Origin of the sequence: Moorena sp. SIO4G3 (assembly GCF_010692305.1) — a bacterium.
Classification (GTDB): domain Bacteria; phylum Cyanobacteriota; class Cyanobacteriia; order Cyanobacteriales; family Coleofasciculaceae; genus Moorena; species Moorena producens_A.
Genome location: NZ_JAAHIG010000069.1, coordinates 11,163 through 31,272 on the forward strand (window position 1 = coordinate 11,163; position 20,110 = coordinate 31,272).

At 40.5% G+C, this 20,110-nt stretch carries 18 protein-coding genes; 8 read left to right on the forward strand and 10 right to left on the reverse strand.

Annotated elements, in window-relative coordinates; genetic code table 11:
• Positions 1 to 398, reverse strand: a 398-nt coding sequence (locus F6J99_RS14925) for a type II toxin-antitoxin system death-on-curing family toxin (protein WP_293113605.1), incomplete at its 3' end; no start/stop codon positions are given.
• Entirely contained in the window at positions 395 to 619 is a 225-nt protein-coding gene (locus F6J99_RS14930) for an AbrB/MazE/SpoVT family DNA-binding domain-containing protein (RefSeq protein WP_293113606.1), read from the reverse strand. The genes F6J99_RS14930 and F6J99_RS14925, both read right to left, overlap by 4 nt.
• 83 nt (positions 620 to 702) lie before the next feature.
• Here F6J99_RS14930 and F6J99_RS14935 point away from each other — a divergent pair, with 83 nt between their 5' ends.
• Genes F6J99_RS14935 through F6J99_RS14945 form a run of 3 tightly spaced genes read left to right on the forward strand, consistent with a single transcriptional unit; the run spans position 703 to position 3,989 of the window.
• A complete protein-coding gene (locus F6J99_RS14935; protein ID WP_293113607.1) occupies positions 703 to 864 on the forward strand; it encodes a hypothetical protein in 162 nt (53 codons plus the stop codon).
• A 33-nt stretch (positions 865 to 897) separates the two neighbouring features.
• Entirely contained in the window at positions 898 to 2,160 is a 1,263-nt protein-coding gene (locus F6J99_RS14940; protein WP_293113608.1) for an NACHT domain-containing protein, read from the forward strand.
• A complete protein-coding gene (locus tag F6J99_RS14945) occupies positions 2,103 to 3,989 on the forward strand; it encodes a HEAT repeat domain-containing protein (RefSeq protein ID WP_293113609.1) in 1,887 nt (628 codons plus the stop codon). The genes F6J99_RS14940 and F6J99_RS14945 overlap by 58 nt, the downstream gene beginning before the upstream one ends.
• Before the next feature lie 289 nt (positions 3,990 to 4,278).
• On the opposite strand, the gene F6J99_RS14950 is transcribed toward F6J99_RS14945, so the two are convergent.
• From F6J99_RS14950 to F6J99_RS14975, 6 genes are all read right to left on the reverse strand, one after another.
• Positions 4,279 to 4,704, reverse strand: a complete 426-nt coding sequence (locus tag F6J99_RS14950) for a type II toxin-antitoxin system death-on-curing family toxin (RefSeq protein WP_293113610.1) — start codon at positions 4,702 to 4,704, stop codon at positions 4,279 to 4,281.
• Positions 4,701 to 4,925: an AbrB/MazE/SpoVT family DNA-binding domain-containing protein gene (locus tag F6J99_RS14955; RefSeq protein ID WP_293113611.1), complete on the reverse strand. Its 225-nt coding sequence runs from the start codon at positions 4,923 to 4,925 to the stop codon at positions 4,701 to 4,703. The genes F6J99_RS14950 and F6J99_RS14955 overlap by 4 nt, the downstream gene beginning before the upstream one ends.
• A gap of 207 nt (positions 4,926 to 5,132) precedes the next feature.
• Positions 5,133 to 8,855, reverse strand: a complete 3,723-nt coding sequence (locus tag F6J99_RS14960; RefSeq protein WP_293113612.1) for a helicase-related protein — start codon at positions 8,853 to 8,855, stop codon at positions 5,133 to 5,135.
• A 150-nt stretch (positions 8,856 to 9,005) separates the two neighbouring features.
• Positions 9,006 to 9,557, reverse strand: a complete 552-nt coding sequence (locus F6J99_RS14965) for a transposase (RefSeq protein ID WP_293113613.1) — start codon at positions 9,555 to 9,557, stop codon at positions 9,006 to 9,008.
• 237 nt (positions 9,558 to 9,794) lie between these two features.
• Positions 9,795 to 12,821, reverse strand: a complete 3,027-nt coding sequence (locus tag F6J99_RS14970; protein ID WP_293113614.1) for a hypothetical protein — start codon at positions 12,819 to 12,821, stop codon at positions 9,795 to 9,797.
• 33 nt (positions 12,822 to 12,854) lie between these two features.
• The gene (locus F6J99_RS14975; protein ID WP_293113615.1) at positions 12,855 to 13,097 is read right to left on the reverse strand and encodes a hypothetical protein; all 243 of its coding nucleotides are present in this window, start codon (positions 13,095 to 13,097) and stop codon (positions 12,855 to 12,857) included.
• Positions 13,098 to 13,403: 306 nt separating this feature from the next.
• Here F6J99_RS14975 and F6J99_RS14980 point away from each other — a divergent pair, with 306 nt between their 5' ends.
• Positions 13,404 to 14,099, forward strand: coding sequence for a class I SAM-dependent methyltransferase (locus F6J99_RS14980; protein ID WP_293113616.1), 696 nt, complete (start codon positions 13,404 to 13,406; stop codon positions 14,097 to 14,099).
• Positions 14,100 to 14,260: 161 nt separating this feature from the next.
• Positions 14,261 to 15,238 (forward strand): NAD(P)-dependent alcohol dehydrogenase, encoded by a 978-nt coding sequence (locus F6J99_RS14985; protein ID WP_293113617.1) that lies wholly within the window; start codon positions 14,261 to 14,263, stop codon positions 15,236 to 15,238.
• A gap of 217 nt (positions 15,239 to 15,455) precedes the next feature.
• On the opposite strand, the gene F6J99_RS14990 is transcribed toward F6J99_RS14985, so the two are convergent.
• Positions 15,456 to 15,662, reverse strand: a complete 207-nt coding sequence (locus F6J99_RS14990; RefSeq protein WP_293113618.1) for a hypothetical protein — start codon at positions 15,660 to 15,662, stop codon at positions 15,456 to 15,458.
• 345 nt (positions 15,663 to 16,007) lie between these two features.
• Here F6J99_RS14990 and F6J99_RS14995 point away from each other — a divergent pair, with 345 nt between their 5' ends.
• Positions 16,008 to 17,036 (forward strand): 3-oxoacyl-ACP synthase, encoded by a 1,029-nt coding sequence (locus F6J99_RS14995; protein WP_293113619.1) that lies wholly within the window; start codon positions 16,008 to 16,010, stop codon positions 17,034 to 17,036.
• 315 nt (positions 17,037 to 17,351) lie between these two features.
• Positions 17,352 to 18,302 carry a putative 2-dehydropantoate 2-reductase gene (locus tag F6J99_RS15000; RefSeq protein ID WP_293113620.1) on the forward strand — a complete coding sequence of 317 codons (951 nt, stop codon included), beginning with the start codon at positions 17,352 to 17,354 and terminating at the stop codon, positions 18,300 to 18,302.
• 430 nt (positions 18,303 to 18,732) lie between these two features.
• Here F6J99_RS15000 and F6J99_RS15005 read toward each other — a convergent pair whose 3' ends face one another.
• A complete protein-coding gene (locus F6J99_RS15005) occupies positions 18,733 to 19,764 on the reverse strand; it encodes a glycosyltransferase (protein ID WP_293113621.1) in 1,032 nt (343 codons plus the stop codon).
• Between the two features lie 49 nt (positions 19,765 to 19,813).
• On the opposite strand from F6J99_RS15005, the gene F6J99_RS15010 reads away from it, so the two are divergent.
• The gene (locus F6J99_RS15010; protein WP_293113622.1) at positions 19,814 to 20,104 is read left to right on the forward strand and encodes a hypothetical protein; all 291 of its coding nucleotides are present in this window, start codon (positions 19,814 to 19,816) and stop codon (positions 20,102 to 20,104) included.
• The last annotated feature ends 6 nt before the right edge of the window (positions 20,105 to 20,110 follow it).

Consider the following 20,110-nt stretch of genomic DNA (forward strand, 5'->3'; position numbering starts at 1 on the left):
ACATTTGCTTCTAACCACTTAGCGTTCGCGTAGCGTGACGTTCCGTCAATCGCATTTTGGCTTTCTTGGTCTGTTGCTAACCTTTCCATCATTACCACAACATCCATTTCTGGGACATCTAGAGAATATCCATTTACTTCAAGGAAAGTTGCCATCACTGCGAAAGCGACCCTTTTATTGCCATCTATAAAGGGATGGTTTTTTGCCAAACCATATCCATAGGCTGCTGCTAAATCAAATAAGGTTGGTTGACCATATACAAATAGATGTCTAGGTCTGGCTAAACTAGCCGATAGCAGATTTTCGTCCCGAATCCCTGGACTTCCCCCATGTTGTGCAATTTGATCACCATGAATAGCTATGGCTATAGCTTCCGATATCCACAGCGGTTCCCTCACTTAGCCAGCTCCCTCAAAGCATTTTCATACCTCTTGCTGACTTTCTGATAAGCTGCCATTACCGTTTCAAACTCAGGGTCCTTAGTGGTGATTTCAACACCATCAGCGGTTTCTGTGATAAATACAGTATCGCCTTCACCAACATTCAGCTGTTGTAGGATCTCGTCAGGTAGGGTTATCCCTAAGGAATTACCAATCTTATTAATTTTGAGCTTGTACATAGTGTAAAGGGGGCGTTGCTGAATTAAGGAATTAATAGGAGTCGGGTGGGCATCCTACCTGCCGGAAAATTGTAACGGGCAAGATGCCCATTCCACCAAGATACCCGTTCTACAGCTATCGGTCACTCCCGATTCCCCATTCCCCATTCCCGACTCCCGATTCCCTACGGTGCGCTTTCCGTAGGCGAATTAAATTCGCCACGGGTCGCACCGCTCCCTACTCCCTACTCCCTACGGATCTATAATAATAGATAAACCAAAAAACAACTACCAATATCATGCTGGATTGGTTAGCACTGTGGGGACTTTCTAGTGCCGGTGGCTATCTCGCCAAAGAAGTGATCGGTCCTTTGGCCAAAGAGGCTCTAGAAGACTACACTAAAGATTTTTTTAAAGAATCTATTAAAGAGTATACCGGACTATCGGATCAAGATACCCAGAAAAAACTCTTGGTTAAAGCTTTAAAAGCCTTTGTAGCTTTAGTGGAAAAGGAATTAAAAATTGCTGATCTATCTAAGCAAGAAATAAAACAGTATACTAAACCCCTCAAGGAGTATATTAAAAACCAATCCATTAAAGCTATCCTGGGAAGTGCCTTTAACTATGGCTGTAAACAAATAGATACCGATACATTAGCCAAGACTTGGGTTGAGCTGAAGTTATTAGCATTACCGGAAGAATTTCGTTGGAAGTATATTGGTAAAAATTATATCAAGCAAGTAGAAACTATCATCAAGCAATCGGATAAGTTACGGCCTATCCGCAATTTCGAAAATATTGAAGCGATCGCCAAAAATACTGAAGCTACAGCAGGCATTATCCCAGATTTTAACTTAAGCGAATATCAAGAAGCAATCCTAGAAAGCTATGGTAATGTCAAATTAGATAGTTTAGATACCGATGGCTCTGCCTATAATCAACTAAAACTCTGGAGGATATTTATCCCCCAAAATGTGCGAGAGTTTCATGACCTGATGCCAGAGGCGATTCATGAACTGCCTAAAGATTATTATCAAAAACTGCTAGAAAGTGGTCAACAAGAACAGGACATTGGTCAACAAGAACAGGACATTGGTCAACAAGAACAGTACATTCGTAAACTAGAACAGGACATTCACCAAAAGGAGTTGGAACTAGCTAAATTAGCTTATTATCTACAGATAAAATCCGTATTGGATGTGATCAAGGACTCTCAAGGCTATCGGTATTTGGTAGTTTTAGGAGACCCAGGCTCTGGTAAATCTACCTTGCTGCAGTATTTAGCATTGGAGTGGGCAAGAACAGATCTCAATACTGCTGTTTCTCTACCAATTCCCTTACTAATTGAATTACGCACCTATATCCGAAATCGCGATAGTGGACAGTGTAAGGATTTCTTGGAATTCTGTCATCAAAGCAGTGGAGCGATATGTCATCTCAATCAACATCAAATTCATGACCAGTTAAAAGCTGGTAAGGCGTTAGTGATGTTTGTTCGCGTAGCGTGGCCAACGGCCATGGCTTGGATGAAGTGTTTGAGCCAGGGAAACGAGACGATGTAATTACGGATATTCATCGCTTTACCAATCGCTATCCTAAAGTAAGAGTAATTGTGACATCTCGGGTAATTGGTTATAAACCCCGACGGCTACGAAATGCTCAATTTCGTCATGTTATGCTCCAAGACTTGGACTCAAAACAAATTCAAACCTTTATCGAGCACTGGCATGAATTAACCTTTACGGATCAAGCCGATAAAGTTAGGAAACGGGAGCGCTTACAAAAAGCAATAGACACATCATCCCCGATTCGACAACTGGCGCAAAATCCCCTATTACTAACCATGATGGCAATCCTGAATCGCAATCAAGAATTGCCTCGTGACCGCTCTGAACTCTATAACCAATCCTCTCGATTACTGCTCCATCAATGGGATGTAGAACGAGCATTACTTGAAGATAATCGTCTTGACCCCAAGACCATTGATTATCAAGATAAGCAACAGATGCTAGCAAAAGTAGCAGATTTCATGCAGAGCAATCAAGCCGGATTAGCCGGAAATTTGATTAGTGGAAAGGATTTAGAACGGATTATCTTCAAGGAGCTGAAACTCCGAGAGGTTACTAATCCCAGAGCCGTTGCTAAGGTAATGATTAATCAGTTGCGCACCCGCAATTTTATCTTGTGTTTCATGGGAGCAGATTATTACGCCTTTGTGCATCGGACATTTTTGGAATATTTCTGTGCTTGGGAATTTGTCAGGAAATTTGAAAAAACCCAGGAGATTGACCTAGAACAGTTACAAACCCAGGTATTTGGTCAGCACTGGCAGGATAAATCTTGGCATGAAGTGCTCAGGTTGATTGTGGGCATGATTGATTCCAAGAAAGCTGGAGAGATTATTGAGTATTTGATGGCACAAGATGGAACAAGGGATGAGTTTAAGAATTTATTTCTGGCAGCGGATTGTTTGTCTGAGGTTAGGAATCGCTATGAGATTAAATCAACGGATAGTGAATTATTGAATCGCGTCAAAGACTTAATTAATTATGCTCAAAATAGCAAAAGATTAAGTGATAGTGATATTCGCACTAAAGCTGTTCTGGCAGTAGCAACCTATTGGCAAGACCATCGAGATACCTTAGCCCTACTTCAACAATGGGCTCGGTCTGATAAAGATTCGGATGTGCGACGTACAGCAATTGAACAGTTAGCTCAAGGTTACAAAGACCACCGAGATACCTTAGCCCTACTTCAAGTATGGGCTCGCTCGGATACTGATTCGTTGGTGCGAGGTAAAGCAATTGAACAGTTAGCTCAAGGTTACAAAGACCACGGAGATACCTTAGCCCTACTTCAACAATCGGCTCGCTCTGATCCTGATTCGTTGGTGCGAGCTACAGCAATTTACCAGTTAGCTCAAGGTTACCAAGACCACCCAGATACTTTAGCCCTACTTCAACAATCGGCTCGCTCTGATCCTGATTCCGATGTGCGAGTTACAGCAATTGAACAGTTAGCTCAAGGTTACCAAAAGCACTCAGATACCTTAGCCCTACTTCAACAATTGGCTCGCTCTGATACTAATTCGTTGGTGCGAGGTATAGCAATTGAACAGTTAGCTCAAGGTTGGCACGATCAGCCTTGGTTATTTGAATTTTTATGCGATCGCGTAGCGGCTCTTTCAGAGCATCGCATTCTCCATGACCCGTTTGAGCTTAACACACCCTGGTATGAAAATCCTCGACAAGCAGCCCTTAAAGCCATCCTCAAATATTATCCTAACCATTCCCAAACCCGATCCTTATTGCAGGATAGAGCAGACCATGACTCCGATCCTCAACTGCGGGAGTTTGCTCGGGAGGCATTGGCCAGATTATCGAGCTTTTGATAGTAATCAAGTATAGAGGGTTTCCAAACGAGTTGTAAATTAATCGATGGTCGATAAAGGCAAGAGACAAGAGGCAAAAGGCAAGAGGGGCAAGAGCTCCAGAGTTTTGTGGTAAACTAAAAAAAGACCTTCTCCGTTTACATTTCAAATGTAAAGCCTATATATACCACAGTTATGGTTAACAGAAAGTAATAGTTATGGTTAACAGACAGTAAAAGACTCCCAACGTCAAAAACTTTGGGAGCGTCATTTTAGGTTACATTAAATCCAGTTTAGCATAGGTATTTGATTAGTATGGATCATCAAATGAAGTCCCGACATTTGCTTCTAACCACTTAGCGTTCGCGTAGCGTGACGTTCCGTCAATCGCATTTTGGCTTTCTTGGTCTGTTGCTAACCTTTCCATCATTACCACAACATCCATTTCTGGGACATCTAGAGAATATCCATTTACTTCAAGGAAAGTTGCCATCACTGCGAAAGCGACCCTTTTATTGCCATCTATAAAGGGATGGTTTTTTGCCAAACCATATCCATAGGCTGCTGCTAAATCAAATAAGGTTGGTTGACCATATACAAATAGATGTCTAGGTCTGGCTAAACTAGCCGATAGCAGATTTTCGTCCCGAATACCTGGACTTCCCCCATGTTGTGCAATTTGATCACTATGAATAGCTCTGGCTATAGCTTCCGATATCCACAGCGGTTCCCTCACTTAGCCAGCTCCCTCAACGCATTTTCATATTTTTTGCTGACTTTCTGATAAGCTGCCATTACCGTTTCAAACTCAGGGTCTTTCGTGGTGATTTCAACACCATCAGCGGTTTCTGTGATAAATACAGTATCGCCTTCACCAACATTCAGCTGTTGTAGGATCTCTTTAGGTAAGGTTATGCCTAGGGAATCACCAATCTTATTAATTGTGAGCTTGTACATATTTTAAAGGGAGTCGGGAGTCGCTCAAAATCCTATATTATATTATATATATCATTACTCTGAAAACCGCTATATAATATTCCCTATTCTTTCTCCCCACACTTCCCACACTTCCCACGCCCCCGCCGGAAACTCTTTCCCCTACTCCCTACTCCCTACTCCCTACTCCCTACTCCCTACTCCCTACTCCCGATTCCCTACTCCCTATCACCGAGACAAAATCAAATTCAAAACATTCAAATCATTAGATGTCAACAAATACTTATCCGTAAACATCTTTGTCCTGAGTTGCTCTAGGGAATAGCTATTAAATACAATAAACGGGAAATCTTGATACTCCTGACCAATGGGGAAAACAGTATCAACAGGGTAAAATTGGCCAATATAACTACTTAGAATCTTCCGAAATCCAGCATCTTCGGGTTCTTCCGGTTTAGAGGCAAAATATTTCTTCAAAGCCTCCCCAGCAATAAAGGTAAATAACGGCAAAGCATAATATTGGTCAAATCCTTGAGATTTTTGCTCAAACCATTGGGTTTTATGCGCTGAATTACCAAGGGTTTCCAGTAACTCTATGCCATCCTTGAGCCCAGAACGCAGGTTTTCTGGATAAGATTTACTGGTACTCATTTTACCCATAGTTTCCAACAGATCATCGGTAACATATCTCACTAGTTTTCCCAAGTTTATCTGATAGGTTTCCTGTAATCCATTAGCAATCGGTACTACCAGCAAGGCACCACTAATGTAACCTGTTTCAATAGCGCCTAATTTTAGTAATTGATCCAACCCATGGTTAACCAAGGGATTAAATTGCTTATTAAAAGACTCTACCAAAGAAAGATAATTATATTTTGTGGTATCCTTAACTAAAAACTCCGCTTGATCCAGTAACTGCTGTAGTCTAGTAGACACTTGCTCTAAAGGAGTATGTCGTGGTTTCCGCTTATATTCATTCTTCAGCTCACGGATCAGATTAGCAATCTGAGCACTAAACCTATTCCCTACGGCTGAAATCGACTTACCTCCGATGGGAATTATCAAGAAATTGTCCCGACCAATCTGTCCATAGCCCTGGATGCGAGTCATGATCGACCCTTTCAACAGTAAGAGAATATTCAACAGACTCAGCACACTTTCCTTGATAAACAACTGCTGTTGCTGGTCATCCTCAGCATCATAATAAACAGAACGCTCAGCTAAATAGAAAATAAGTTCTTTATCTTGATTGTCTAGAGTCTTAACTACTCCATCGTCTTCATACTGACCACGACCTCTGTAAATTACCTGAATCACTTCCATCAGATTATGCTCAATCTGGAACCGAGGGATTTCTACCAGGATATGCTTAGCCTTGGGAAAGGATAAACCTCGACTCCCGGAAGCGGTCATAAACACTACCTTTACCTGATTCTTATACTGCTGGATTTGCTTCTTTTCCAATTCAGATATATTAGCATGGATTTCCAGATAATCCTGATACTTGGTAAACTCCCCTAGCTCCTTTCTAAGGCTGTCAATTAGTTGGGATAATCTGCGTTTATCCTGGATATAGACCAGGATTTGCTCAACATCAGACCGATTCATTAATGCCTGGATATCTTTGAAAATCCTGGCTTGAAGAGATTTTCCTAAAATATCCTGTTGCTTTAAATTAGCTTCTTGACTAAATCGACAAGACTCTACCAAAACCTTGTAAGTGATATCTAAATTAGTCGCTGGGTAAGAATTAGCATTGATAACCGTTGCGTCTAAACCTTTAAATTTAAACCGTTGCCGTGAAAGGGGTAACCCCAAACCAGAATTTTCCGAATTTCCCACACTCCGGAAGTAGATCTTATCCGGTTCCGATGAAATGTCAGATAAATGTTGGTCAATCACACCTGGATCAACAATGGAGGCATCTGCTACAATTATCTTAGTGTTAAAGCCATGGCCATTATTGATCAATTTATAGTTAGATAGTATAGCGTGAATACCATTTAAAAACTCAACTCCGGCATCATCCCCAGTTATCTCATCGATCATGATAAATAAATGCTTGATTCTGCTAGAGATAGCCCGCATCTTAGCAGGAATAACTAAACCTTCCCCTTTGTTGTAAGCGTTTCTGAAAATTTTCTCAAAATGATCTAAGGTTTTACCCCTCTGAGTTGCTTTCAAAGACTGGATAGACACAGTAGCAACAATACTATTAGACGTCTCCTCATCTACAAGGCAATAGATGGCTTCACAAATACTGCTTAAAACTCCTTTAGTCTTCTTGCCACGGTCTTGAATTTCCTCATCCGTTAATCGCTTCAGCTTATTCGAGCGCCTTCCCCATGGTTGAATCGTTCTACTATCGAAAAAATCAACATCTTTGCTTTTAAAATTTCCTTGACACTCATTCCAGAGGTATTGGACAGTGTAGCGTCCAGAGTTGTCGGCAATTAAATTAGCATTAGTGTTGATAGCGATTAGCCGATTATCGCACAACTCTCCGGTAGCTGAGTCTTTAAACTTCTCGATAATGTCAAGATTGACTTGTTTCCTAGGACTGACATAAAAAAACAAAAATCCCTCGTCAACATGAGCCTTTAGAAAGTTTGCGATCGCAGTCGTCTTACCAATGCCCGGATTGCCTGTTAAAAACAGATAGGTCTGGTCAGAAACCAGCGCCTTTGTAATCAATTCCCCATGAGCATCCCGCAAATTCATTGGTGTACTTAACCCGACACTTAATTCCAGTTGCTGGCTCAGATCTGGTGGCACCTGAGCAATAGAATTAACAAACCCCTTGATGTGCTCTTGATGATTTACTGTGGTTATAGTATCTGGTTGGATTGCTAACAACTTAGCCACAAACTCCCTACCATCCTGAAAACTGCGACAAGCATTCCGTTGGATTTGCTTTAACACTTGCTGACGGGCATCCTTAATCTCTTTAGGACTAGAATCATGTTTATAAATCTCGTGACAGGTTTCCAAAACCTCTCGATTCGTCTGGTTTACAGACATAGCACTAATTCCGCGATCGCTATAACCCACCACATTACATACTACCGATGTTTGTTCCGAGAAAATACCAATCTCTCTCAGGAATTGATTAAAGCTATGAGCATAACTACCCGCCTGAATTAACTTTGTACTTTCCTTATCTCTGACCTTAAAGGCTGTAAAGTAACTCTTCAGCTCTTTAGCGAACTTAAAATCCAAGTTTTTCGTATCTAAGCGGAGATTAGAAAAAACACTTTTAGATTTTAAATAGTTAATATCGCGAATTAATCCATGCCGGAGAATCTCTACATAATTTAAGTTTTGAATATCCGCATCTGTCTTAATCGAAAACACCGACAAATCTACACAAAGCACCCGAAAGTATTTACCGCGATATCCTAGCAGCATCAGAGTATCCGCCTTCAGAAACTCCCCTTTCTTAGAATACTCCCTAATGTAACTGTTCACATTGTTAACAGTAAAATTATTAACCTGAGCCACATTATTCCTAGAACCTACGGTTTTAGTACCTAACTCCTGATCAAATTGAGACAATACGTCTATATACCATTGGTCATCTCCTTTACAATAGGTACCGATACTATTATCATCACAAAAACAGCACTGGTAATACACAATTTCCAGATGACGGCGCTTATGTTTATCACTCCAACCCATAGCCTTGAGATAGTCCCGAAAGAAATTTAAACCAGATAAGAAGCCTTTCTGAAGGAAAAACGTACTCCATTTTTCAGCCATCTCTCTTTCCAAAGGACTGATCAGCTTATCCACAATCCGCTGGAGCATATTCCGAAACCTCAGTTGCTGCAAATCGTGATCATATAAGTTCCCAAAATTGTGCTTAATCTTCTTTTCCTCAATGTCAGCTAGAATGCCAATATTAAATCCAACTTCAAAGATGCGACCTAAATCTTCTGCTATTTTAGTCATGGTTTAAAAGGGAGTAGGGTGCGTTAATGAAATGTAACGCACCATTTGTATATTAATTTTCGGTGCGTTACGCTCACGGTCATTTGATCACTTAATCACTTGATCACGGTGCGTTACGCTTACGCTAACACACCCTACCATCCAAACCGACTATTCATACCAAATTCCTTGTGGTTTTTCTTTCCTGGTATCCCTTGCCCAATCGCTTGGATAAATTCCCTGAGCGATAAAGCGATGGATACTTGAATACTGCCAATCTTGGGGATTTTTGCACAATCGATGATGCACAGGATTATTATGAATATAATCACAATGTAGAGCAAAATCCCGTTCATCCCTAATTAAATGCTCCCAAAAACGGCGTTGCCAAAGATTGCTTTCTCTTCGCTTCTGTCGTGAGGTAGAAACCACTCGATCAATTCCTAATTCTTGTCCATAATGTTTGGTTACATAGGTTTTAATTAATCGCAATCTCAGTGAAAAATCTAGCTCATCAGGGGGTAAAGTCCATAAACAATGAAAATGGTCTGGTAATAAAACAAAAGCATCAATGTAAAAAGGATATTTTTGCCTTACTTTTTCCATGGCTTCTCTGAGAGCTTTTCTAGCTATATCACTACAAAGCCAAGGATGTCGTTGATAGGTGACTTGTGTGATAAAGTAGCTTCCCCCAGAAACACGAGGTCTTCTATAATTAGGCATTAGTTTAGTAGGGTGCGTTAATGAAATGTAACGCACCATTTGTATGTTAATTTTATTAGGGAGTAGGGTGCGTTAATGAAATGTAACGCACCATTGTGAGGTTAATTTTCGGTGCGTTACGCTTACGCTAACACACCCTACTTGATCACTTGATCACTTAATCACGGTGCGTTACGCTTACGCTAACACACCCTACTTTATCACTTAATCACTTGATCACGGTGCGTTACGCTTACGCTAACGCACCCTACCACTATTTAATATATTTCTGACTTCAGTTAAAAACGCCAAAGAATTAAACTTACCCTTACCTCTCATATGATCAAACAACGACAAAGCCCCAACGGAATAATCCCCAATCAGATTTTCGTAAGGGTCTAACTTAAAGCTAATCTCTCTAGCCTTCTGGTATCGCCAAAAGTGAAACAGACTCAAATACTGGACTATATCTTGTTTCAGAGGAGTATCATACATCAAACCATTGCGAATATCTTGATCATCCAGTATCCCCTTATAGATATTCAACAACGTCGCATAAGAAATTACCCCATTATAATTGCGCTGCTCCCCTGGCACCTCAATGCCATTAAAAAGATTAAAAAACACTACCGATTGCTTACTTTCGTCTTCCACTAATGTCGTCAACTGCTCCGTATCCTGAATATACAACGAACTTGCCCCAATTTTTTTTAGCTTCACCACATAGTACTTATCAAAAAACATCGGATAGATTTTGATATCCTTATGCTCCCCTTTTAAAGCACGGATAACATCCTTGGACATAAAGAATAATCCATCATCATCCTGAGACTGAGTCATATGTAAGGTACTGGTATAGGGAGCCTTAGCCACATAGATAAAATGTTTGTATCCGTTTTTATCATAAAGCTTGGTAACTTGATCAATCACAACCGTTGGTTCCTGAAACAATCGTTGGTGGTCATAATTGCCAGAGAAAGTGGTCAGTAACTGTAACCTGACTGCACCATCATTTCGACGGATTACTCCCACCACTTCTCCCATCAAATTTGATCGCTTGTGCCGACTATTCCATTTGCCATCACTTTCCCGACTGGAAACTACAATAATCGCTAACTTGTCCAACTGGGGATAGTATAAGGAATTGTTGAAACGAAAGGTTTTTGGCAATACCGAGTAGAGAGAGGTCATCACATTAGGAATTTTATAAGAACTTAAATCCCTGATATCAATTCCTTGAGTATTCGACCGATGTTCTTGATTCAGTAAATGAGACAATACCATACACAACGATAGCAAAAATTTTTCGATGGGAGCCTCATCCTCCTTATTACTCAGATGCAATCGTAAAATCGGAATAAATAAACGCTTTTGCTCCTGCAACAGCAGTCTCAAACAGATATAAGCCAGCAAAGCAAAAGTAAACCGATAAACAAAAGCCCCTTGGGAGTCTAAAGGATTATTCTTGTCTATTTTATAGGGAAACAGCACTAACTTATGCTGCTTAAAATACTGGTTGTATATTTTTGTAGCCTTATCGTCTCTTGGTATCAAGAGTATAGGGAGCGCTTTAATCCCAGTGATGTCATCATACTCCATACTGAAGGATTGCTGCTCATCCTCAGCGCAATAGCGAATATCACTAATTCTGATATTAGCTTCAAGACTACAAACCGAATCTCCGCCAACATTGGGCTCTCGAATCGATAGATACTTCAGAACGTTTTTGGGATTGCCTCCCAAAACCTCCTTAAACAAAGTCTGCCTAGTCTGAATATTACTAATATCGTTTTCTAAAATGCCTTTTTTAACCGAAATATGGATATTATTCTTTCCCCTTGGCAACCTACTCTTGTATTTGAGAGTATTGGTCAAACAGTCCTTTAGCTGATCAATTTTAGACTGAACCTCATACTTATCGAACCCTCGGAGGATTCTTCGAAACAGATCCTGCTTCTTGCCCTCATCGGATTCTCGTAGGGTGGGTAAAACTTTTTTATCAAAGGCTGTAATAGGATCGTAGCCTAGGTCAGACTCAGGAGTATAGTCGGGATCAGAGGGGTCATTACTAGCAAACACAAAGTAGTACAAAAACACAATAGTCAAAACTTTTTTAGCAAAGGCTTCTCGTCTCGAAACATCTTTCAGTAACTCTTGATGCTCCTGACTATCGGGATTAATCAGATTAAGCGAATACTTAAAAACCCGTTTACTACCATGAGCATTAACCTTACCATCCAACTTGAGTTTAAGTCCAAAAATAAACTGTAATTCTCCCCACTCTTCATCGGTACTTTCTCCCAATAATCCCTCTATGATTGGAATAATTGGCAACCGATTAAAGGCATCTGCCCTCGAAAAAACGTCTCTGTAGTTAACCGATGCCCCAGCATAATTTACCAAGTAATGCCCATCTGCCTTATTGATATCATTGATGTAGTGATTAATCAGCTTAAGTCGGCGAATCAAATCCTCTAGATAGATAGCAGCTTTAGCATTACCAGGACTAGTACTAGTATTAATTGCCTCTTTAAGAATCTCTAAATAATGAATCTGGGCTTGTTTCTTAAGTTGGCCAAGAGTTTCCGTATCCGCAATGTGTTTCAGTCGGTAGAAATCCGATTGAGGGTTATTTTCTAGATCATCAACAATATCATAGAGCTCTTCGCGGTCGCTTTCACTAACCCCAGCAAACTCAAGATTAATATAATTGATCAATCCATTTCTGAGTTGACTGTTAAACTCAGCACTATTTAGCACTGTAATCGCGATCTTGTGAAATTTTAGCAAATCCCTACTGTGATCAGCAGTTTTATTTACACTTAACCGTTGCTTTCGTAAACCAGGATAGTTACCAAAAGGATAAGTAAAATCTAATTTTGGCGTTTTTCCTTGGAAATCTGTTAAACTAGTAACTAAATTAGAAACAAACTGATCAATAGACCGATTGTCTGGCAGCTCAAGCAGCACAGACTCCAGTAATTCTTGTAAGCGAGTTCTAATTTGATCAACTTGATGAGGAAAGTTGTCGAAAAAACCAGGACTAAAATTCACCGTAGCACTACGAGCATAATTAGCAGACCCCCCTAACGGATCATGCACCGACAAAGCAGCCACCTGAGTGGCGATACTATCAATATCCATGACTAACTGTTTGCGATCGCTTGCGAGCCTAAAGGGATTTTTAGTCTGCTCAGACCGTAATACGTTCAAAATCTTATTCAGTAAGTCGCTGTAATCAACCTTAACCAAATCATTGTCATCTGGTCTTAAAACGTTTACCATGTTGTTTACTCCAAAACCCATCTATTTAAACTACTACCTAAGGATGGCCGGTGTTAATGGGGAGATTACGGAGTAGGGAGTAGGGAGTAGGGAGTAGGGAGTAGGGAGTAGAGAGTAGGGAGTAGAGAATTGAAAATCTGGGTAAAATTCGATAAGCTTTGTGGCACAGGCTTCTAGTTTGTGGAACAGGCTTCTAGCCTGTGCTGATAGCTGATAGCTAAATATAAAAAACTTAATCACTTGATAACGGTGCGTTAATGAAATGTAATGCACCATTGTGATGTTAATTTTCGGTGTGTTAATAAAATGTAATGCACCCTAGGATTTACTGACTATTTTATCATTAGATTCTTTCGGAGCAGGTCAAAGTTGCAGAACAGATGACCTATATACTATCAGAGCAAGCTAAAACACATGAGGGGGCTATAGGTTTAGTACAAATGTTCTGCCTAAGTGACATGCTCCCGATTCTTTTTTTATCTTTTTTTGCTGTATCATTCATTACATAAAACTCTCATTTTTCATTGTCTATCTGTCAGAATCTATGATATATAAAAAAATTAAGATGAAGGAGTGACTAATATGTCTCAATATACTCAGAAAGCTTTTGATTTAATGGCGATGCAGTACGATGAATTAATACGTCTGTGGGTACCCTGGTACGATGAACTAATTCAAGTGACTGCAAACAACCTAAGCTGTAAAATCGATTCTCCTCGCGTCTTAGATCTTGGTTGTGGAACCGGAAATCTTTCTTCAGCTGTTTTAGATTGTCATCCTAAGGCACAACTTCATGTTGTCGATATGTCAAGCCAAATGGTCGATTTATGTAAGGATAAACTGGCTAAAAAAAGTGATCATATCTATTGTTACAAAAAAAAATTTAATGAATTATCCTACAACTCATCATTTTTTGACTCTATTGTTTCACAAATGGCAATCCATCATTTAGATGATGAAAGCAAAAAAGAATTATTTATATGTATTTATAACTGGTTAAAACCTGGTGGATTATTTTCCTATTCTGATATTTTTTGTGGTGCTGATCGAGATATAAACGAAAATTTTATTTCCAAGTGGAAGAGTTGCTCTTTCGAGTTAGGGGCAAGTCAAGAACAATGGGACTTTTTCATGGATCACGATCGACTATACGATAAACCAATACCTTTAATAACAGCTTTTGATTGGTTGCAACAGGCTGGCTTCACTTGTTTTGATGTAACTTGGCGTCAGTCTTTATGGTCAAATATCGTCGCAGTAAAAACTGAGAACGCTTAGTGATATTAATTTTCGGTGCGTTACGCTTACGCTAACGCACCCTACCGCTAAGAACGATTTAATATATTTCTAACTTCAGTACTCCCATAAACTGAAATATGATAACTGATAGCTAAATATAAAAAACGCTATAACTAATAAAACAATTAACCAAAATACTTATGAAAGCAATTCTCTACACAAAATACGGATCACCCGATGTTCTTCAGCTCAAAGAGATAGAAAAACCCATCCCTAAGGAAAATGAAGTATTAGTAAAAATTCATAGCGCATCCGCCAATGCAGGTGACTGGCATTTACTCAGAGGAAAACCCTTCTTGATCCGCATCATGGGCTTTGGGCTTCTAAAACCAAAAAACCAGATACTGGGAGCAGACATAGCAGGGCGGGTTGAAGCGGTTGGCAAAAACGTAGAGCAGTTTCAGCCAGGTGATCAAGTATTCGGGAACCTATCCGAGGGTGGTTTCGGTGGTTTTGCCGAGTATGTATGTGCTAGGGAAAGTGCATTAGTCTTGAAACCCGCCAATATCACCTTCGAGGAAGTGGCAGCAGTACCAGCAGCAGCACTCACCGCCCTGCAAGGTCTTCGAGACCAAGGGCAGATTCAGCCAGGGCAAAAGGTTTTAATTAATGGTGCCTCTGGTGGTGTCGGTACCTTTGCGGTCCAGATTGCCAAATCCTTCGGAGCGGAAGTGACTGGGGTGTGCAGCACCAGGAATTTAGACATGGTGCGCTCCATTGGTGCAGACCATGTGATTGATTACACTCAAGAAGATGTCACCAAAAATGGCCAGCATTATGACCTGATTCTTGATGCTGCCGCTTATCGTTCCATTTTGGATTACAAAGGTATATTAACTCCTAACGGAATTTATGTCTTTGTCGGAGGTTCCATGGCACAACTTTTCCAACTTATGTTCCTAGGATCATGGATTTCCATGACCGGAAGTAATAAAATCGTGTCCCTGCTTATGGAACCAAACCATAAGGATTTGGTGTTTATCAAAGAGCTTCTTGAAACTGGCAAAATAGCACCTGTTATCCATAGACGATATAGCTTAAGTGAAGTGCCTGAAGCTATCAGATATCTTGAACAAGGACACGCGAGAGGTAAAGTTGTAATAACGTTGGAAGAGTAGGGAGTAGGGAGTAGGGAGTAGGGAGTAGGGAGTAGGGAGTAGGGAACAGCGGATCTGGGAACAGGGATTTGCGTAGGGTGCGTTAGGGACGGACTAGCCATGATTTTTCCCTTCAACGCCTGGGTTGAAAAAGTCCGTCCCGTAACGCACCACAGGGTCAAACAACAAATATGAGATGCATCCCTCTTGCTATTGCTAGCATGCCTAAATTACAACCCTAGGATTCCTCATCCAACGATTCCTCATCCATCCGATTACCGACATCAAAAACAATCACAAATTTAGCATCGGGCATCAGCCGTTTAAGAGCCTTCAAATGACCCTCCGCATCAGACCGGTTCCGGAACCGACCAACAACTACTCGCTGCATTTCGGGTAATAGCCGAACAATCACCCATGGATGAAGGCGTTCAGAATAAGTCATAATAAAAGTATCTCCTTTCATAGGGGACCCAAGGCTAGCCCGTAAATTTGAACGGTTTCCCGGGCTAGCTCTTGAGGTGGAAGTTTTACCAACCACTCTTTTATAATAGCACAAATAATCTTTTATTGTAGCATATTTTGAAAATATTTGTAACAATTTTGTAGGGATTAGGGAGTAGGGAATAGGGTCAAGAGATCTGAGTATTTTTTTTTGTTTTGGTGATATCATGATTGAGTTAAAGGCAGTATCCAAAAAATGCGATTGACGGAACGTCAAGCTACGCTCTTAGCGGAGCTTCCGCTAAGAGCGAACGCTCTTTAAGTATTTAGTTCTAATAAAAGCTAGATGATTGAAAACAATAAAAATCAGACAACAGTCGGTATTGCAGCTATAGGCTATTATATTCCTTCGGGAGTTATGACTAGCGAGGCGATCGCCAAACTAGCAGATATACCCCTGTGGGTTTTGAAAGAAAAAATAGGCATGGAAAAAAAAACAATTGCTGCCGAAGACGAACATCCCAGCGATATGGGAATTAAAGCAGCAATGTCGGCGATAAAAAAAGCCAAAATTAAACCAGAACAAATAGATCTAATTGCTTATTGTGGGGTAGGATATTACGATTACCGATTTTGGTCTCCGGCAGCAAAAATTCAAGCTGCCATTGGTGCTGACAATGCTCATAGTTTTGAAATTAGAAATTTCTGTAACAGCGGTAACTTAGGTATTCATATTTGCCGGAACATGTTGCTGGCAGATAATAGTTCAAATTATGCTTTAGTTGTTTGTAGTGATAAATTATCCCAGCTGGTTAATTACTCGGATAAAAATAGCAATTCTATTCTTTTTTTCGCCGACGGTGCCGCCGCAGCCTTACTAAAAAAAGGAGAGTCTAGCAACAAAATTCTATCCTATTATGGTATAACTGATGGCAAATTAGCTGATTTGGTTCGAGTTCCCTTGGGAGGGACAAAATTGCCTGTAAAAAGTGAAAATATTGACTTAGCACTTAATTATGTAAAAATAGAGGATCGCAATCAATTAGAAAACACTTTATCAGAAATTTATTTAAAAAATTATAAAAAAGTAATCACCACTGCATTGCAAAAAAGTGGATTCTCTCTAAATCAAATAGATTTCTTATTTACCAATCAGATCAAAAAAAGCTTATTAGCCAAGATTATTGAAGCTCTAAGCTTAACTGAAAAAAATACATTTATTTCCTTGACAAACTGCGGTCATTTGGGAGCAACAGATACTTTATTGGGTTTGGCTAAGACTATAGAATTGCAGAAAAGAAAACCTGGTAATTTAGTAGTTTTAGCTAGTAGTGCTGCCGGGTTTTCCTGGGGAGCAACTGTGATTAAATATTAAACTAATCATTATTAAACTAATCTTAACTTTTATCGGCTATCCTAGACAGATTACAGTAAATGAATACTTTAAATGAGCTTAACCCCTTAAATAGCAAGGGATTCAACAATATAAAAAACCATTGTATTGATGCAGTCGCTCATGGGAGTTTACCCCATGAGCGCGCTGTATCGCTTTTATTAAAATTGCATAAACCCTTAAAAAGTAGGAATTTCCTGTAGGGTGGGCAGTGCATCACACAGATCCCAAACCTTGCCATCGGGTTGCTAGGCACTGCCCACCATAGGATGAATCATAATCGTTATACTTCTCAAAATGTCAAATCGAACCTATGGAATTATCGGCACCGGTGCTATTGGCGGATTCTACGGTGCCAAACTGCAAAAAGCCGGTCATAAAGTCAGCTTTTTACTCCGGAGCGACTACCACCATGTCGCCGAAAACGGTTTAATTATCAAATCAGTAGATGGTGATTTTACTCTGCCGGAAGTAGATGCCTATAACGATGTTCAAGAAATGCCCAATTGCGATGTCATTGTAGTGGCATTAAAAGCAACGCAAAATCATGAATTAGTAGAGCTATTGCCACCCTTAATAAACAAAAATACCGTAGTGTTGCTCTTACAAAACGGTATAAACGTCGAACCAGAAATTGCCAAAATTATAGGAAATAATACCCTAATCAGTGGGTTGTGTATTATCTGTTCTAATAAAGTAGGGCAAGGCCAGATTCACCACATCGACTATGGTAGTATTATCCTAGGGCAATATGCTGCTAACTATCAAGCGGCTGGCATTACAGAACAAATGAAGGAAATTGCTAGGGATTTTGACACTGCAGGAATTCCTATTGAGTTGAACGAAGATTTGCTGTTAGCTAGGTGGAAAAAGTTAGTGTGGAATATTCATTCTAATAGTCTTTCCGTGATTTTAAATGCCAGAACCGATGAAATCATGGCCAATGCCGATACGCGGCATTTAGCAGAACAAATAATGGGGGAAGTGCTAGCAGGGGCAAAGAGTTGCGGGCGGATACTAGGCGATCGCTTTATCCAAAAAATGCTCGACGATACCGAAAAAATGAAACCTTATTTAACCAGTATGAAACTGGATTATGATGGCAAAAGACCCTTGGAAGTTGAAGCAATTGTCGGCAATCCTTTGCGGATGGCAAAGAAAGCGGGAGTTGATTTGCCCATGATTTCTATGCTTTATCGACAGTTAAAGTTTTTAGATGTTAGGAATCGGCTAGAGTGCATCTCATAGTCAGTAAATGTAGGGTGGGCAGTGGATCAGACAGATTCCAAACCTTGCCATTGGATTGATAGGCACTGCCCACCATCGGATGAATCATAATGATTATACAGCTCAATTAAAGGAGTAAATGTAGGGTGGGCAGTGGATCAGACAGATTTCAAACCTTGCCATTGGATTGATAAGCACTGGCCACCATAGGATGAATCACTTAACCCAGATTTACTAATCAAAAAAAAGTAGAGACTGCATCAATAAAATCTCTACCAAATCTGATAGTATTGGCCACAAATTAAGGCAATAGGCAAAAGTAAAGAGGGTTTTAAGGTAATAATATCCCCCCTGATTAAGGTTCCCCCCTTCTTAAGGGGGGCTAGGGGGGATCTCTACTCCCTACTCCCTACTCCCTACTCCCTACTCCCTACTCCCTACTCCCTACTCCCTACACAGTTACCGAAGGTTTACTGCTGACATTTTCCACTAAATTGTCAGCAATCCCAGTCTCAGGAAATGCGCGCTTAATCACATAGGATTCTAACAGTGTGCGCAGCCAACTTGGACACCAGCGACGCTGACAGAACTCCAATAACTTTCTCTCGAAACTTCCCTCTTGAGTTGACCACTTGGCTGGGAGTTGACGATTCTCAATCACCCACTTCCAAATCGACCACATTGAAGGATCATCTTTAGCCAAATTCCACTTTTTGACTTGACGAGAGAACACATCTCGTACAGATTGTTCATTCCATTTAAATACATAAAATGGCACATCATCCTGGTCAAACCGAGTGATCTGTCGAGGATTGAGGAAAGTGATTCTAGAGTTTGGTTCCAAGAAAATTGTCTCCCCTAAATCCGTTGCCTGCATACATAAATCCGTATGACTCGCCAAGCTATCAAAGACTTCATCCAGTTCAATAGACTTGATCAGAGAATGACGAGCTAGGATACAATGAAACTCAATAGAATCTACTGGGGTACGATGTAAATCCTGCTCAACATCCCGTAATTTAGTAGCGTAGAGCAACTGCTTTTGCTCAAACCACTTTTTACCATGCTTTCTTTGGTGAAACTTGGTTTTAATCCCAGCAACATGTACCTCAATATCAGCGGACCCTGGTTGCCCTTGTAAAATTAGGGGAGCAACGATACCAGCTTGCTCTTGTTCAGCACACTCAACCAAACCTTTTAACCAACCAGGCTCTACAATCACATCATTGTCAATAAAAACAATGTAATCCGCATCCTTAACAAACGGTAGAGCTATGTTACGAGCAACATTCGATCTCAAATAGCGTCCGCGATGGATCAAAGTCATGAATTCGTGTTTATCTGCCTGCTGTTGCAGATACTCATGCACAGAGGATGGAGCGTTGCCGTCTACATAGATTAAGTCAAAAGGATAACAGGAATAATCAGCAATAATACTGTCCAGGGAAGGCTTTGTTAAACTAAACCGCTCCCTCTGAGTCACGATTAATGTTACCTTAGATAAACCCATAAGCTGATAGATTAACCACGTTATGATTTGGTTCAAGTCTATCAGTTACAAGCAAAAAAAGCCCACTACTTTAGTATTACTGAATCAAGCAATTCTGGATAATTATAGCCGTTCTTATACTAATTCTGACTCCCCATCTCCCCATCTCCCTATCTCCCTATCTCCCCATCTCCCCTACTCCCTACAACCTCTGACTCCCCATCTCCCCATCTCCCCATCTCCCCATCTCCCCACACCTCCCACACCTCCCTCTCTTTCCCGACTCCCGACTCCCGACTCCCGACTCCCTACTCCCGACTCCCTACTCCACTAGTAACTT

What these genes read in the sequence shown, in the direction of transcription:
- F6J99_RS14930 (WP_293113606.1), bottom strand. Translation starts at nt 619, where the DNA reads ATGTACAAGCTCAAAATTAATAAGATTGGTAATTCCTTAGGGATAACC.
- F6J99_RS14935 (WP_293113607.1), top strand. Translation starts at nt 703, where the DNA reads ATGCCCATTCCACCAAGATACCCGTTCTACAGCTATCGGTCACTCCCG.
- F6J99_RS14940 (WP_293113608.1), top strand. Translation starts at nt 898, where the DNA reads ATGCTGGATTGGTTAGCACTGTGGGGACTTTCTAGTGCCGGTGGCTAT.
- F6J99_RS14955 (WP_293113611.1), bottom strand. Translation starts at nt 4,925, where the DNA reads ATGTACAAGCTCACAATTAATAAGATTGGTGATTCCCTAGGCATAACC.
- F6J99_RS14960 (WP_293113612.1), bottom strand. Translation starts at nt 8,855, where the DNA reads ATGACTAAAATAGCAGAAGATTTAGGTCGCATCTTTGAAGTTGGATTT.
- F6J99_RS14965 (WP_293113613.1), bottom strand. Translation starts at nt 9,557, where the DNA reads ATGCCTAATTATAGAAGACCTCGTGTTTCTGGGGGAAGCTACTTTATC.
- F6J99_RS14970 (WP_293113614.1), bottom strand. Translation starts at nt 12,821, where the DNA reads ATGGTAAACGTTTTAAGACCAGATGACAATGATTTGGTTAAGGTTGAT.
- F6J99_RS14975 (WP_293113615.1), bottom strand. Translation starts at nt 13,097, where the DNA reads ATGGTGCATTACATTTCATTAACGCACCGTTATCAAGTGATTAAGTTT.
- F6J99_RS14980 (WP_293113616.1), top strand. Translation starts at nt 13,404, where the DNA reads ATGTCTCAATATACTCAGAAAGCTTTTGATTTAATGGCGATGCAGTAC.
- F6J99_RS14985 (WP_293113617.1), top strand. Translation starts at nt 14,261, where the DNA reads ATGAAAGCAATTCTCTACACAAAATACGGATCACCCGATGTTCTTCAG.
- F6J99_RS14990 (WP_293113618.1), bottom strand. Translation starts at nt 15,662, where the DNA reads ATGACTTATTCTGAACGCCTTCATCCATGGGTGATTGTTCGGCTATTA.
- F6J99_RS14995 (WP_293113619.1), top strand. Translation starts at nt 16,008, where the DNA reads ATGATTGAAAACAATAAAAATCAGACAACAGTCGGTATTGCAGCTATA.
- F6J99_RS15000 (WP_293113620.1), top strand. Translation starts at nt 17,352, where the DNA reads ATGTCAAATCGAACCTATGGAATTATCGGCACCGGTGCTATTGGCGGA.
- F6J99_RS15010 (WP_293113622.1), top strand. Translation starts at nt 19,814, where the DNA reads ATGATTTGGTTCAAGTCTATCAGTTACAAGCAAAAAAAGCCCACTACT.